The following is a 14,292-nucleotide window of genomic DNA, read 5'->3' as shown; positions in this document are numbered from 1 at the left end:
ATCGGCCGCCGCCGGTCGTTCGACGCCCATGACCGGCCCTGGCCCCTGCAGCAAAGTATAGAGCCTCGGACCCCGGGGCGCCGCAGCGGCCGCCGGCCCGGAGGTGCCCGGCTCAGAGTCCGGCGGGCTGGATACCGGTGACCGCCAGGGCGACCAGCGCCACCGGGGTCAGGAGCCGGCGCAGGACAAGGTAGTGGCGCGGCAGCCGGCGCCGCCGGCCCAGCCACTCGTCCGCCAGGTAGACTCCCAGCAGCCCCAGCCCCGCCACCAGCAGCCCCGTCGCGCCACCGGCCAGCAGCGCCGCCCAGGCCACCAGCGAGGGAATCACCGCCAGGGTCATCCGCAGCCACAGGCCGGTGCCCGCGGGCAGGGCCAGGCCCCACTGGACGCCCCCCAGGAAGGATAGAATGGCCGCGGCGTAGGCGAGGGAGAAGAAGACCGGCTCGATGCCCGCCGGCCACAGCGCCAGCCAGGGGCCCAGGGCCGCCGCCAGGAAGGGAACCAGCCCCGCCGCACCCAGCACCAGTGGCGCGGCGGGCACCTCATCCTCCACCGGCGGGATGACTTTCGCGCCATCGAGCGCCAGCGCCTCGAGCTCGCCCCCGATGCAGCGCCCGTCCATGAACACCTGCGGCAGCGTCTCCAGGCCGGTCAGCGCCCGCAGCTCGTGAAAGCGCCCACGGCGCTCCGCCGTCCCCATGCCCAGCCGTGCCACCCTGAAATCCAGGCCGCGGCTGCCCAGGTGCCGCTCCAGCAGCCGTGTGTCGGTCACCGCGGAAGCCAGCACCACGATTTCCGGCCCCTGTTCCAGTTCCCCTTCCAGCCAGGCCGGCAGCCGCGCCGGCCGTTCCGGCAACTCCATCACAGCGTTCATCCGGTCAGCCCTCCGTCCCCAGCAGCGACTCGATGAGTCCGACCAGTTCCGGGTCCCGGGGCGCCACCTGGCTCGCCAGGCTCGCCGCCACGCGACCCTGCCGATCGATCACGTACTTGTGGAAATTCCAGCCCGGGTGCACTCCGGTCGCGCCGGCCAGATGACGGTAAAGGGGGTGCTGTGCCGCGCCCCGGCCCGCATGGAGCTTTTCGAACATGGGGAAGCGCACCGAGTAGGCGAGACGGCAGAACTGCTGGATCTGCGCCTCGCCGCCCGGTTCCTGGCCACCGAAGTCGTCGGAGGGGAAGCCGAGCACCACCAATCCCCGCTTATTATAAGTATCGTACAAATATTCAAGCCCCTCGTACTGGGGCGTGAACGCACACTTGCTGGCCGTGTTCACCACCAGCAGCACCTTGCCGCGGTAGGCGTCGCAGAGCCGGACGGATTCCTTTCCATTCAGGTTTCTGACCTCATATGAAAGTACTTCTGGGCATGTTTCCGCCGCCTCGGCAGGAGCCGACAAGGCGGTGATAACGGTGATCAACAGGCTGGAAAGCATGGCGGTTCTCCATCTCGGGGTTGCAGGACTGCACCGATTATGTATTACTATTGTACAACATTACAACGCCCTGGTTCACGGAGCCGTCCATGCCCAGTCAACTCCTGCATCCCCCCCTCCCCACCGGCGCCCGCATCGCGGTGGTGGGCAGCGGCATCTCCGGCCTCGGCGCGGCCTGGCTGCTGGCGCGCCGCTACCGCGTGAGCCTGTTCGAGCGCAACGGCTACCACGGCGGCCACACCAACACGGTGTCGGTACCGACGCGGGAGGGGGCGCTGCCGGTGGATACCGGCTTCATCGTCTACAACGAGCGCAACTACCCGCACCTCACCGCCCTGTTCCGTCATCTCCGCATCGCCACCCGGCCCACGGACATGTCCTTCGCGGCCTCCATCGACGGTGGACGGGTGGAATACGCGGGCAGCAGCCTGGGAACCCTGTTCGCCCAGCGGCGCAACCTGGCCGACCCCCGCTTCCACCGCATGCTGCTGGACATCCTGCGCTTCAACCGCGCCGCCGGCCGCCTGGCGGCCGGCGGCGGGGACAGCGGCATGAGCCTCGGCGATTTCCTGCGGCGGGGCGGCTACGGCAGCGCCTTCCGCGATCACTATCTGCTGCCGATGGCGGCCGCCATCTGGTCCTGCCCGAGCCGGGCCATGCTCGAGTTCCCGGCCCTCAGCCTGGCCCGGTTCTTCGCCAACCACGGCCTGATCGACCTCGCCGGCCGGCCCCGCTGGCGGACGGTTGCTGGCGGCGGGAGACGCTACGTGGAGCGGCTGCTGGAGGCCATCGGCCCGGAGCGGCACCTCGATACCGCCGTGCACGCCCTGCGCCGCGGCGAACGGGGCGTCACCCTGCGCCTGGCCGACGGGCGTGAAGAGTCCTTCGACGCGGCGATCATCGCCACCCATGCCGACCAGGCGCTGGCCCTGCTGGAGCGGCCCGACCCGCGGGAGCGCCGGCTGCTGGGCGCCTTCGGCTACCAGGACAACCGCGCCCTGCTGCACACCGACCCCGCCCTGATGCCGCGCCTGCGGCGGGTCTGGTCCTCCTGGAACTACCTCGGCGACACGGCCGGCCCGGCGCCGGCCGTGTCGGTGACCTACTGGATGAACCCGCTCCAGGGCCTGCCCGGCGCGAGCGACTACTTCGTCTCCCTGAACCCCCTGCGGGAGCCCGACCCGGGCCGCCTGCTGCGCGAGATCCACTACCGCCACCCGGTCTTCGACGCCGCCGCCCTGGAGGCCCAGTCGGCGCTGGGCCAGATCCAGGGCGGTGGCCGGGTCTGGTTCTGCGGCAGCTATTGCGGCTACGGCTTCCACGAGGACGGCCTGCGGTCCGCCGTGGAGGTCGCCCGCGGCCTGGGGGTGGAGGCCCCGTGGAACGGAACCGCCACGGCCGCCGCCACGGCCCTGGCGCCACGCCCCGGACTGGCGGGGGAAGCGGCGTGATCCTCACCGGCACGGTGATGCACCGGCGCCTGTTCCCGGTGCGCTACCGGTTCGCCTACCGGGTCTTCAGCCTGCTGCTGGACCTGGAGGAGCTGCCGGCGCTCGACCGCCGCCTGCGGCTGTTCTCCCACAACCGCTTCAACCTGCTGAGCTTCCATGATCGCGACCACGGCCCCCGCCGGGACGCGCCGCTGCGCCCCTGGATCGAAACCCTTCTGCGCGGGCAGGGCATCGAACTCGCCGGCGGCCCGGTGCGGCTGCTCTGCTTCCCGCGGGTGCTGGGCTACGTCTTCAACCCCCTGACCCTGTGGTACTGCCACCACGCCGACGGCAGCCTGCGCGCCGTGCTGTGCGCGGTGAGCAACACCTTCGGCGAACGCCACGGCTACCTGCTGCACGAGGGCGGCGCACCACTGGCCGACCCGCTGCGGCAGAGCCGCGACAAGCGCTTCCATGTCTCGCCCTTCATCTCCATGGAGGCCCGCTACCGGTTCCGCATCAGCCGTCCCCGCGAGCGGCTGGCGGTGGTGATCCACGAGCACCAGCGGGGACGGCTGATGCTGGCCGCCAGCCTGAGCGGCCGGCTGGCGCCCCTCACCGACGGCCGCCTCCTCGCCGCCGCCCTGCGCATCCCTCTGCTAACCTTGAAGGTCATGGTCCTGATTCACTGGCAGGCGCTGAAGATCTGGCTGCGGGGCGCGCCCTTCCACCGCAAGCCGCCACCCCCGGAACAGGAGATCACCCCATGATCCGCGAACAGGCCGACACCCCGCCCCGTCCGCGCCCCGCCCCCCTGTGGCTGCGGCCGCTGGCGGGCGCCCTGGAGCGGCTGCGGGCCGGAGAGCTGTTGCTAACCACCCCCGACGGCCAGGAGTACCTGTTCCGCGGCCACCGCCCGGGCCCGGCCGCCGCTCTCCACATCCGCCATCCGCGGCTGCTGCCGCGACTGCTGCTCGGCGGCGATCTCGGCCTCGCCGAGGGCTACCTCCGGGGCGAGTGGGACAGCCCCGACCCGGCCGCGCTGCTGGAGCTCGGCGCGGTCAACGAGGCAGCACTGGCCCCGGCGCTGCGCCCCGGCGCGCCGGCCCGGCTGCTCGCCGCCCTGCGTCACCGCCTGCACCCCAACAGCCGGCGCGGCAGCCGGCGCAACATCATGGCCCACTACGACCTGGGCAACGGCTTCTACCGCCAGTGGCTGGACGGAACCATGACCTACTCCGCCGCCCGCTTCAGCCGCCCCGGCATGGGCCTGGCCGAAGCCCAGACGGAGAAGTACCGGCTGCTGCTGGAGCAGCTGGCGCCGGCGCCCGGCAGCCATCTGCTCGAGATCGGCTGCGGCTGGGGCGGCTTCGCCGAGCACGCCGCCCGCGCCGGCCACCGCGTCACCGGGATCACCCTCTCCCCCGCCCAGCTGGAGTTCGCCCGCGAACGCATCCGCCGGGCGGGGCTCGCCGAGCGGGTGGAACTGCGCCTGCAGGACTACCGCGACCTCACCGGCAGCTTCGACCACGCGGTGTCCATCGAGATGTTCGAGGCCGTGGGCGAGGCCCACTGGTCCACCTACTTCCGCCGCCTGCGCGCGGTGCTGCGCCCCGGCGGCAGGGCGGCCCTGCAGGTCATCACCATCGACGGCGCCGCCTACTCCAGCTACCGGCGCAATCCCGACTTCATCCAGCTGCACGTCTTCCCCGGCGGCATGCTCCCGAGCCCGGAGGCGTTCCGCGCCGGGGCGCAGGCGGCCGGGCTGCGGGTGGCGGCGGAGCGGTTCGACGGCAGCGACTACGCCGAGACCCTGGCCCGCTGGACCCGCCGCTTCCACCGCGCGGCCGACGCCGTGCGCGCCCAGGGCTTCGACCGGCGCTTCCTGCGCCTGTGGCGCTACTACCTCGCCTACTGCGAGGCGGGCTTCCGCAGCGGCCGCATCGACCTGCTGCGCACGGTGCTGGAGCGCCCGGCCTGGCCTCCGTACCGCGGCGGACCGACGCATTCAACGCCAAGGCGCCGAGACACGGGGATCGCCAGGAATCAAGCATAAGATTCATAGCAGACATCAACTTACAGACCCGCTGCCGGGTTGCGCGCAGCGGCGCCCGCGAGTCTCCTGCCGCGCAGGCATCCACCACCCGTTCCTCATCCCCTCCCTCCCTGCGGCGGTTGTCCGCCCCCGGCCGGGGCAGTATCCTTTCCTGCTTTGGCATCTCCCTTCTTCTTATCAAGGTATCCGCACAGGCGATGGACGAGCATTACCACCCGGAAAAGATCGAACCCGAGGTACAGCGGCACTGGGACGAGACCGGCACCTTCCAGGTCGGGGAGGCGGCGGAGCGCGACAAGTTCTACTGCCTGTCCATGTTCCCCTACCCCTCCGGGCGGCTGCACATGGGCCACGTGCGCAACTACACCATCGGGGACGTCATCGCCCGCTTCCAGCGCCTGCAGGGCCGCAACGTGCTCCAGCCCATGGGCTGGGACGCCTTCGGCCTGCCGGCGGAGAACGCCGCCATGGCCAACGGCGTGCCGCCGGCGGCCTGGACCTACGACAACATCGCCTACATGAAGCGCCAGCTGCAGAGCCTGGGCTTCGCCATCGACTGGAGCCGGGAGCTGGCCACCTGCCAGCCCGACTACTACCGCTGGAACCAGTGGCTGTTCCTGCGCATGCTCGAGCGGGGCATCGCCTACCAGAAGACCGGCGTGGTGAACTGGGACCCGGTGGACCAGACGGTGCTCGCCAACGAGCAGGTGATCGACGGCCGTGGCTGGCGCACCGGCGCGCTGGTGGAGAAGCGCGAGATCCCCATGTACTACCTCGCCATCACCCGCTACGCCGAGGAGCTGCTGGGCGATCTGGACCAGCTGCCCGGCTGGCCCGAGCGGGTGCGCACCATGCAGGCCAACTGGATCGGCAAGAGCCACGGGGTGCGCTTCGCCTTCCCCTACGAGCTGGACGGCGAGGCCGGCAAGCTCTGGGTCTACACCACCCGCGCCGACACCATCATGGGGGTGACCTTCTGCGCCGTGGCCGCCGAGCACCCGCTGGCCGAACGCGCCGCCCGGGAGAACCCGGAGCTGGCCGCCTTCGTGGACGAGTGCAAGCGCGGCTCCGTGGCCGAGGCGGACATCGCCACCATGGAGAAGAAGGGCATGCCGCTCGGGATCGAAGTCACCCATCCGCTCACCGGCGCGCCGATCCCGGTGTGGGTGGGCAACTACGTGCTGATGAGCTACGGCGAGGGCGCGGTGATGGCGGTACCGGCCCACGACGAGCGCGACTTCCACTTCGCCAGGAAGTACGGCCTGCCCATCGACCAGGTGATCGCCGTGGAAGGCGAGGAGTTCACCCTCGAGGAGTGGCGGGAGTGGTACGCCGACAAGGGGCGCGGGCGCTGCGTCAACTCGGGCCCCTACGACGGCCTCGACTACGAGGCGGCGGTGGACGCCATCGCCGCCGACCTGCAGGCGAAGGCGCTGGGCGACAAGCAGGTGCAGTGGCGCCTGCGCGACTGGGGCATCTCCCGCCAGCGCTACTGGGGCTGCCCCATTCCCGTCATCCACTGCGGGTCCTGCGGCACGGTGCCGGTGCCCGACGACCAGCTGCCGGTGGTGCTGCCCGAGGACTGCGTGCCCGACGGCGCCGGCAACCCGCTCAACCGGCGCGCCGACTTCGTCGAGACCACCTGCCCGAAGTGCGGCGGCCCGGCGCGGCGCGAGACCGACACCATGGACACCTTCGTGGACTCCTCCTGGTACTACGCCCGCTACTGCAGCCACGACGCCGACGCCATGGTGGACGGGCGCGCCGGCTACTGGATGCCGGTGGACCAGTACATCGGCGGCATCGAGCACGCCATCCTGCACCTGCTCTACTCCCGCTTCTGGACCAAGGTCATGCGCGACCTCGGGCTGGTGGACTACGACGAGCCGTTCACCAACCTGCTCACCCAGGGCATGGTGGTGGCGGAGACCTACTGCCGCGAGGACGCCGAGGGCCGGAAGAGCTGGTACAACCCCGCCGACGTGGCGGTGGAGCGCGACGACAAGGGCCGCGTGGTGAGCGCGACCCTGCGCGCCGACGGCGGGCCGGTGATCATCGGCGGCATCGAGAAGATGTCCAAGTCGAAGAACAACGGCATCGATCCCCAGGCCCTCATCGACCGCTACGGCGCCGACACGGTGCGCCTGTTCACCATGTTCGCCGCCCCGCCGGAGCAGTCCCTGGAGTGGTCGGACGCCGGCGTGGAGGGCGCCCACCGGTTCCTGAAGCGGCTGTGGGCCTTCGGCCGCGAGCAGCGCGGCGCCATCGCCGCCGGGCTGGCCGAACTCGCCCGGAAGGACCAGCGCATCGACCTGGGGCAGGCGGACAGTGACCAGAAGGCGGCCCGCCGGGAGATCCACGAGCAGCTGCAGCTGGCCCTGCAGGACTTCGGGCGCTACCAGTTCAACACCGTGGTGGCCGCGTGCATGAAGATCCTCAACGCCCTGTACGCGATACCATCCTACGGGAAACTCCCCGAGCCCTCGCAAAAGGTCTACGAGCTGACCGTGGCCGAGGGCTACGGCATCCTGCTGCGCCTGCTCTATCCCGTCACCCCCCACGTGGCCCACCGGCTGTGGTCCGGGCTGGGCTACGGCGGGGAGATCCTCGACGCCGGGCTGCCGACGGTGGACGAGGCCGCCCTGGCCCGCGACACCCTCGAGGTGGTGGTGCAGGTGAACGGCAAGCTGCGCGGCCAGGTCTCGGTGCCCGCCGGCGCCGACAAGGCGGCGGTGGAGGCCGCGGCCCTGGCCGACGGCAACGTGCAGCGTTTCATCGAGGGCAAGCCGGTACGCCGCGTCATCGTGGTCCCCGGCAAGCTGGTCAATATCGTCGTCTGACCTGGAGGAAGAGCCGGTGCGCCATTCCCTGCCTGAACTACCCGGAACCACCCGGCCCGGACGCGGACGCCCGGGGCGGTCCGCCGGATTGCTGGGCATCGCCCTCCTCGCCCTGCTGCTCTCCGCCTGCGGCTTCCAGCTGCGCGGCAGCCAGCCCCTCCCCGCGGCGCTGGTGGCGGTCGACCTGCAGGTGCCACCGGGCGAGCCGGACCTGCAGCGGGACCTGCGCCGCGCCCTGGAGGCCCGCGGCACCCGGGTGGCGGAGGAGGCCGGCGCCTCCACCCTGCGCATCCTGGGCGCCCGCTACGACCGCCGCATCCTCAGCATCGGCCCCGACGGCAAGGTGCGCGAGTACGAGCTCCGCTACGAGGTGCGCTTCGCCCTGCAGCCCGCCGGCGCGGAGGAGCGCGCGCCGGTGCGCAGCGTCACCGTGCTGCGCGACTACAGCTACAGCGAGCTGCGGGTGCTGGGCAAGGACGAGGAGCGCGATCTCCTGCGCACCGAGATGCGCCGCGAGGCGGTCAACCGCATCGTGAACCAGCTCAGCCACTGATGCGCCTGCGCCCCGACCAGCTGGACGGGCACCTGAAGCAAGGCCTGGCGCCCGTCTACCTGGTGAGCGGTGACGAGCCGCTCGCGGTCATGGAGTCCTGCGACGCCATCCGCGCCGCCGCCCGCGCCGCGGGCTTCGAGGAACGGGAGGTGTTCCACGTCGAGACCGGGTTCGACTGGAACCGCCTGCTGGAGTCGGCCAACAGCCTCTCCCTGTTCGCTACCCGCCGCATCATCGAGCTGCGCCTGGAGGGCGCCAAGCCCAAGGGCGCCGGCCCCGACGCCCTGAAGGAGTACGCGGCCCGCCCGCCCGCCGACACGGTGCTGCTGGTGATCACCGGCAAGCTGGACGCCGCGGCCCAGAAGAGCGCCTGGCACCAGGCCCTGGAGAAGACCGGGGTGACGGTGGCCGCCTGGCCGGTGGAGCCCGGCCGCCTGCCCGGGTGGGTAGCGCAGCGCATGCGGGCGCTGGGGCTGCAGCCCGACCCGGAGGCGGCCCGGCTGGTGGCCGAGCGGGTCGAGGGCAACCTGCTGGCGGCGGCGCAGGAGATCGAGAAGCTGCGCCTGCTCCACGGCCCCGGGCCCGTGGATGCCGCGGCGGTGGCCGCGGCGGTGGCGGAGAGCGCCCGCTACGACGTGTTCGCCCTCGCCGACGCGGCACTGGGCGGCGATCCCGGCCGCGCCGCCCGGGTGCTGGCCGGACTGCGGGGCGAGGGGGTGGACCCCACCCTGGTGCTCTGGGCGCTGTCCCGGGAGCTGCGCCTGCTGGCGGGCCTGGCGGGCGCCGTGGCCCTGGGCCGGCGCCTGGAGCAGGCGCTGCAGGCCCAGCGGGTGTGGGACCGGCGCAAGCCCCTCTACCAGCAGGCCCTGAGGCGGGGCGACGCCGGCCACTGGCAGGGGCTGCTGCAGCGCTGCCAGCGGGCTGACCGCATCAACAAGGGGCAGGCCCCCGGCAACGCCTGGGACGCCCTGCAGGACCTGGCGCTGGCCATGGCCGGAGCGGTGGTGCCGGTGGATAGTTTCCAGTGACCGGTATCCAGTCGCCGGGAACCAGAACCAGCCGCTGATATCCGGCCACTGGCAACCGGCGACTGGTAACGGGAGCCCCCCCTTTCCGCTCCCGCCACGGGGGGTTACCATATTCCTTTCGAACCAGACGACCGAATGGCCAAGATCATGACCGTACCCGCCGAAACCGCCCAGCTGGACGTGCGCGCCTACATGAGCGATGTGGGCCGCCAGGCCCGCGAGGCCTCCCGGGCCATGGCCCGCGCGGGGACCCGCGTCAAGGACGCCGCCCTGCTGGCCATCGCCGCGCAGTTGCTGGCGAACGAGGCGGCGCTGCTGGCGGCCAACGCCCGCGACCTGGAGCAGGGCCGCGCCGCCGGTCTCGATGCCGCGCTGCTCGACCGCCTCACCCTCAACACCGCCGGCATCACCGGCATGGCCGAGGGACTGCGCCAGATCGCCGCCCTCCCCGACCCGGTGGGCGAGATCACCGACATGAACTACCGCCCCTCGGGCATCCAGGTGGGGCGCATGCGGGTGCCGCTGGGGGTCATCGGCATCATCTACGAGTCCCGCCCCAACGTGACCGCGGACGCCGCCGCCCTGTGCCTCAAGTCCGGCAACGCGGCCATCCTGCGCGGCGGCTCGGAGGCGTTCCACTCCAACCGCGCCATCGCCGCCTGCATCCATGCCGGGCTGGAGGCCGCCGGCCTGCCGCGCCACGCCGTCCAGGTGATGGAAACCACCGACCGCGCCGCTGTGGGCCTGCTCATCACCATGCCCGAGTACGTGGACGTGATCGTCCCGCGGGGCGGCAAGGGGCTCATCGAGCGCATCAGCGCCGAGGCCCGGGTGCCGGTCATCAAGCACCTGAACGGCATCTGCCACGTCTACATCGACGACCGCGCCGATCGGGACAAGGCCGTGCGCATCGCCTTCAACGCCAAGACCCACCGCTACGGGGTCTGCAACGCCATGGAGACCCTGCTGGTGGCCGAGGGCGTGGCCGCGCAGGTGCTGCCCGAACTGGGACGACTGTACGGCGAAAAGGGCGTGGAGCTGCGCGGCTGTCCCGCCACCCGCGCCATCCTGGCGCAGGCCGTGGAGGCCACCGCGGAGGACTGGGACACGGAGTACCTGGCGCCGATCCTCTCCATCCGCGTCGTGCCGGGGCTGGAGGAGGCCATCGAGCACATCCACCGCCACAGCTCCGGGCACACCGAGTCCATCGTCACCGAGGACATCGGCCGGGCGCGGCGCTTTCTCACCGAGGTGGACTCCAGCTCGGTGATGGTCAACGCCTCCACCCGCTTCGCCGATGGTTTCGAGTACGGCCTGGGCGCGGAGATCGGCATCTCCACCGACAAGATCCACGCCCGTGGGCCGGTGGGGCTCGAGGGCCTCACCTCCCGGAAGTACATCGTCGTCGGCGACGGCCATATCCGGGAGTGACCGGAGCGGCGCCGGGACCTCCGCACCCTCCCGGCGCCGCCGACACGTGATGATCGGCATTCTCGGCGGCACCTTCGACCCCATCCACTACGGCCACCTGCGCACGGCGCTGGAACTCCGGCAGCTGCTGGGCCTGGAGGAGGTCCGGCTCATTCCCTGCCGGGTGCCCCCCCACCGGGAGGACCCCGCGGCCCCGGCGGAGCTGCGCCTGGCCATGGTGCAGGCGGCCTGCGCCGGAGAGCCGCGGCTGGTGGCCGATGACCGTGAGCTGCGGCGCGACGGGCCCTCCTACACGGTGGACACCCTTGCCGACCTGCAGCGGGAGCGGCCGCGCACGCCCCTCGGGCTGATCCTGGGGGTGGACGCCTTCCTGGGCCTGCCCGCCTGGCACCGCTGGGAGGAACTGCTGGAGCGGGCCCACCTGCTGGTGGTTGAACGACCCGGCTGGGAGCCGCCGCGGGCGGGTCCGCTGGCGGAACTGCTCCGCGAACGCCGGGTCGGGGAGATGGCGGACCTGGCCGGCCGCCAGGCCGGCGGCATCCTGCCGTGCACGGTCACCCGGCTGGACATCTCCGCCACGGCCATCCGGGCCCAGGTGGCCGCGGACCGGAGTCCGCGCTTCCTGCTCCCGGATTCAGTGCTGGCGCTGATCGAGGCGCACGGCTGTTATCGCTGAAACCGGCTCCGTAGAGGCGCCACGAGAGGAAACAGAAACGATCCCATGGAGACTGAAGCGCTGGAACAGCTGGTGGTCGAGGCCCTGGAAGAGCTCAAGGGCGAGGATATCCGCGTGCTCGACGTACGCAACATCACCAGCATCACCGACCTGATGATCATCGCCAGCGGCAACGTGGATCGCCACGTGAAGTCCCTGGCCGACAACGTGGTGGCGCGGGCCAAGGAACACGGCATCCAGCCCCTCGGCGCCGAGGGACTGGACTCGGGCGAGTGGGCGCTGGTGGATCTCGGCGACGTGGTGGTGCACGTGATGCTGCCGCGAATCCGCGACTTCTACCAGCTCGAGAAGCTCTGGGAGCAACCCGCCGCGCAGAGCCACGAGCCCCGCGGCCAGGGCGACTGATCCGCCGTGCGCATCCACCTCATCGCCGTGGGCAGACGGATGCCCGCCTGGGTGGAGGCCGGCTACACGGAGTACGCCCGGCGGCTGCCGGCGGAATGCGTCCTGAGCCTGACCGAGATAGGGGCCGGCCGACGCACCAAGGGCACCGACCTGCGGCGGCTGACGGAGAAGGAAGGCGAGCAGATGCTCGCCGCCGTCCCCAGGGGCGCCCGGGTCATCGCCCTGGACGTGGGCGGGCGCGGCTGGAGCACCGAACAGCTCGCGGAGCAGCTCCGCGGCTGGCTGGCCGGGGGCCGCGACCTGGCGCTGCTGGTGGGCGGCCCCGAGGGGCTGGCCCCGGCCTGCCTGGCAGCCGCCGGGGAGCGCTGGTCCCTCTCGCCGCTGACCCTGCCCCATCCGCTGGTGCGGGTGGTGCTGGCCGAGCAGATCTACCGGGCCTGGAGTCTGCTGGCCGGCCACCCCTATCATCGATGAAATCCCTGCGCGCCACGCCTCCCGGAGGCCCGGCGACAGACCTGAGAGTGGCGCGGTACACGACCGCCCCGTAGACCGACACCAGAGACCATGGCCCCCAAGTCCGCACTCCGGGACCACATCCGCGAGAACCGCCTGTTCCTGAACCGCACCGTGGCCGCGGGAATCGTGGTCGCCCTGCTGACGGTGGTGCTCATCGTGCGGCTGTTCTACCTGCAGGTGGTGGAGCACGAAACCTACACCACCCTCTCCCACAACAACCGGGTCAACATCGAGCCCATCGGCCCCACCCGCGGCCTCATCTACGATCGCAACGGCGTGCTGCTGGCGGAGAACCGGCCCACCTTCAGCCTGGAAATCGTCCCCGAGCGGATGGAGGACCTGGAGGGCACCCTCGAGCGGCTGGCGGAGCTGATCCCCATCGAGGAGTCCGACCTGGCCCGCTTCGAGCGCGGCCTCCACCAGAAGCGCCGGTTCGAGGGCGTGCCGCTGCGGGTGCGCCTGAGCGAGGAGGAGGTGGCGCGCTTCGCCGCCAACCGCCACCTCTTTCCCGGCGTGGAGATCGAGGCCCGCCTCACCCGCCACTATCCGCTGGGGGCACTCACCGCCCATGCGCTCGGGTTCGTGGGGCGCATCAACGAACGCGAGCTGCAGCGCATCGATCCCTCCAACTACGCCGCCACCCAGCACATCGGCAAGGTGGGCGTGGAGAAGCACTACGAGGCGCTGCTCCACGGCACCGTGGGCTATCAGCAGGTGGAGACCAATGCCCGCGGCCGGGTGCTGCGGGTGCTGGAGCGCACCCCGCCGGTCCCCGGCAGCAACCTCTACCTGAGCCTCGACAGCGGTCTGCAGCAGGTGGCCACCGAGGCCCTGGGCGGGAACCGCGGCGCCATCGTGGCCCTGGACGTGCGCACCGGGGCGGTCCTGGCGCTGGTGAGCACCCCCTCCTACGACACCAACCTGTTCGTCAACGGCATCGACCCGGAGACCTACAAGGCCCTGCAGGAATCCCCCGACCAGCCCCTGTTCAACCGCTCCGTGCGCGGCCAGTACCCCCCCGGCTCCACCATCAAGCCATTCATCGCCCTGACCGGCCTGGAGTACGGCGTGACCACTCCGGAGTTCTCCATCTTCGATCCCGGCTGGTACCAGCTCAAGGGCGACAGCCACAAGTACCGCGACTGGAAGCGCTGGGGCCACGGCCTGACCAACATGCGCAAGGCCATCGTGGAGTCCTGCGACACCTATTTCTACGATCTCGGCTTCAAGCTGGGCATCGACCGCATGCACGAATTCCTGAGCGGTTTCAGTCTCGGCCAGGAGACCGGCATCGACATGGACGAGGAGCTGCCGGGGCTGCTGCCCTCGCGCACCTGGAAACGGGGCGCCCGCGGCCAGCCCTGGTACCCGGGGGAGACGCTGATCACCGCCATCGGCCAGGGCTTCATGCTCACCACCCCCCTGCAGCTGGCCAACGCCACCGCCACCCTGGCCAGCCGCGGCCGCGGCATGACGCCGCGGCTGGTGCACGCCATCCAGGACCCGGACGGGGAGACCCATCTGCAGCCGCCCCGCCCCCATCCGCCGCTGGCCCTGCACAACCCCGCCAACTGGGAGATGGTCATCGCCGCCATGGAGGCGGTGGTCCACAGTGACCGCGGCACCGCCCGGCGCATCGGCGACGGCGCCCCCTACCCCATCGCCGGCAAGACCGGCACCGCCCAGGTATTCGGCATCAAGCAGGACGAGAAATACGTGGAGGAGGAGGTGGCCCTGCGCCTGCGCGACCACGCCCTGTTCGTGGGGTTCGCCCCGGTGGCGGACCCGCGCATCGCCGTGGCGGTCGTCGTGGAGAATGGCGGTCACGGCGGCTCCGTCGCCGCGCCCCTGGCCCGGGCGGTCATGGACTACTACATGGAGAGCCTGCCGCAATGATCGAGTCGCAGTCCGTACGCCATCT

Annotated in this window: 13 protein-coding genes; 11 read left to right on the top strand and 2 right to left on the bottom strand. The window is 71.5% G+C overall.

Annotated elements, in window-relative coordinates; genetic code table 11:
- Nucleotides 1-112: 112 nt before the first annotated feature.
- Both DFQ59_RS02315 and DFQ59_RS02310 read right to left on the bottom strand, forming a co-directional pair.
- Nucleotides 113-874 carry a DUF3429 family protein gene (locus tag DFQ59_RS02315; RefSeq protein ID WP_114278042.1) on the bottom strand — a complete coding sequence of 254 codons (762 nt, stop codon included), beginning with the start codon at nucleotides 872-874 and terminating at the stop codon, nucleotides 113-115.
- A 4-nt stretch (nucleotides 875-878) separates the two neighbouring features.
- Nucleotides 879-1,436, bottom strand: a complete 558-nt coding sequence (locus tag DFQ59_RS02310; protein ID WP_114278041.1) for a glutathione peroxidase — start codon at nucleotides 1,434-1,436, stop codon at nucleotides 879-881.
- Nucleotides 1,437-1,525: 89 nt separating this feature from the next.
- Here DFQ59_RS02310 and DFQ59_RS02305 point away from each other — a divergent pair, with 89 nt between their 5' ends.
- The 11 genes from DFQ59_RS02305 to mrdA all read left to right on the top strand — a co-directional run bounded on the left by DFQ59_RS02305 (nucleotide 1,526) and on the right by mrdA (nucleotide 14,267).
- A complete protein-coding gene (locus DFQ59_RS02305) occupies nucleotides 1,526-2,887 on the top strand; it encodes an NAD(P)/FAD-dependent oxidoreductase (RefSeq protein WP_114278040.1) in 1,362 nt (453 codons plus the stop codon).
- A complete protein-coding gene (locus DFQ59_RS02300) occupies nucleotides 2,884-3,636 on the top strand; it encodes a DUF1365 domain-containing protein (RefSeq protein ID WP_281268224.1) in 753 nt (250 codons plus the stop codon). The genes DFQ59_RS02305 and DFQ59_RS02300 overlap by 4 nt, the downstream gene beginning before the upstream one ends.
- Entirely contained in the window at nucleotides 3,633-4,922 is a 1,290-nt protein-coding gene (locus DFQ59_RS02295) for an SAM-dependent methyltransferase (RefSeq protein WP_114278039.1), read from the top strand. The genes DFQ59_RS02300 and DFQ59_RS02295 overlap by 4 nt, the downstream gene beginning before the upstream one ends.
- 197 nt (nucleotides 4,923-5,119) lie before the next feature.
- Complete coding sequence (gene leuS / locus DFQ59_RS02290; RefSeq protein WP_114278038.1) at nucleotides 5,120-7,762, top strand: leucine--tRNA ligase; 2,643 nt, start codon at nucleotides 5,120-5,122, stop codon at nucleotides 7,760-7,762.
- Between the two features lie 88 nt (nucleotides 7,763-7,850).
- On the top strand, nucleotides 7,851-8,315 hold the full coding sequence (locus DFQ59_RS02285; RefSeq protein ID WP_170141995.1) for an LPS-assembly lipoprotein LptE: 465 nt from the start codon (nucleotides 7,851-7,853) through the stop codon (nucleotides 8,313-8,315).
- Complete coding sequence (holA, locus tag DFQ59_RS02280) at nucleotides 8,315-9,343, top strand: DNA polymerase III subunit delta (RefSeq protein WP_114278036.1); 1,029 nt, start codon at nucleotides 8,315-8,317, stop codon at nucleotides 9,341-9,343. The genes DFQ59_RS02285 and holA overlap by 1 nt, the downstream gene beginning before the upstream one ends.
- A 147-nt stretch (nucleotides 9,344-9,490) precedes the next feature.
- Nucleotides 9,491-10,774, top strand: coding sequence for a glutamate-5-semialdehyde dehydrogenase (locus DFQ59_RS02275; RefSeq protein WP_114278472.1), 1,284 nt, complete (start codon nucleotides 9,491-9,493; stop codon nucleotides 10,772-10,774).
- 49 nt (nucleotides 10,775-10,823) lie between these two features.
- A complete protein-coding gene (gene nadD / locus DFQ59_RS02270) occupies nucleotides 10,824-11,450 on the top strand; it encodes a nicotinate-nucleotide adenylyltransferase (RefSeq protein WP_114278035.1) in 627 nt (208 codons plus the stop codon).
- A 45-nt stretch (nucleotides 11,451-11,495) separates the two neighbouring features.
- Nucleotides 11,496-11,855, top strand: a complete 360-nt coding sequence (gene rsfS, locus DFQ59_RS02265; RefSeq protein WP_114278034.1) for a ribosome silencing factor — start codon at nucleotides 11,496-11,498, stop codon at nucleotides 11,853-11,855.
- Between the two features lie 6 nt (nucleotides 11,856-11,861).
- Complete coding sequence (gene rlmH / locus DFQ59_RS02260; protein WP_114278033.1) at nucleotides 11,862-12,329, top strand: 23S rRNA (pseudouridine(1915)-N(3))-methyltransferase RlmH; 468 nt, start codon at nucleotides 11,862-11,864, stop codon at nucleotides 12,327-12,329.
- A gap of 90 nt (nucleotides 12,330-12,419) precedes the next feature.
- Nucleotides 12,420-14,267, top strand: coding sequence for a penicillin-binding protein 2 (gene mrdA, locus DFQ59_RS02255; RefSeq protein ID WP_114278032.1), 1,848 nt, complete (start codon nucleotides 12,420-12,422; stop codon nucleotides 14,265-14,267).
- Nucleotides 14,268-14,292 lie beyond the last annotated feature (25 nt).

The organism is Thioalbus denitrificans, assembly GCF_003337735.1.
Classification (GTDB): Bacteria; Pseudomonadota; Gammaproteobacteria; order DSM-26407; family DSM-26407; genus Thioalbus; species Thioalbus denitrificans.
This window is presented reverse-complemented; position numbering and strand designations above follow the sequence as displayed.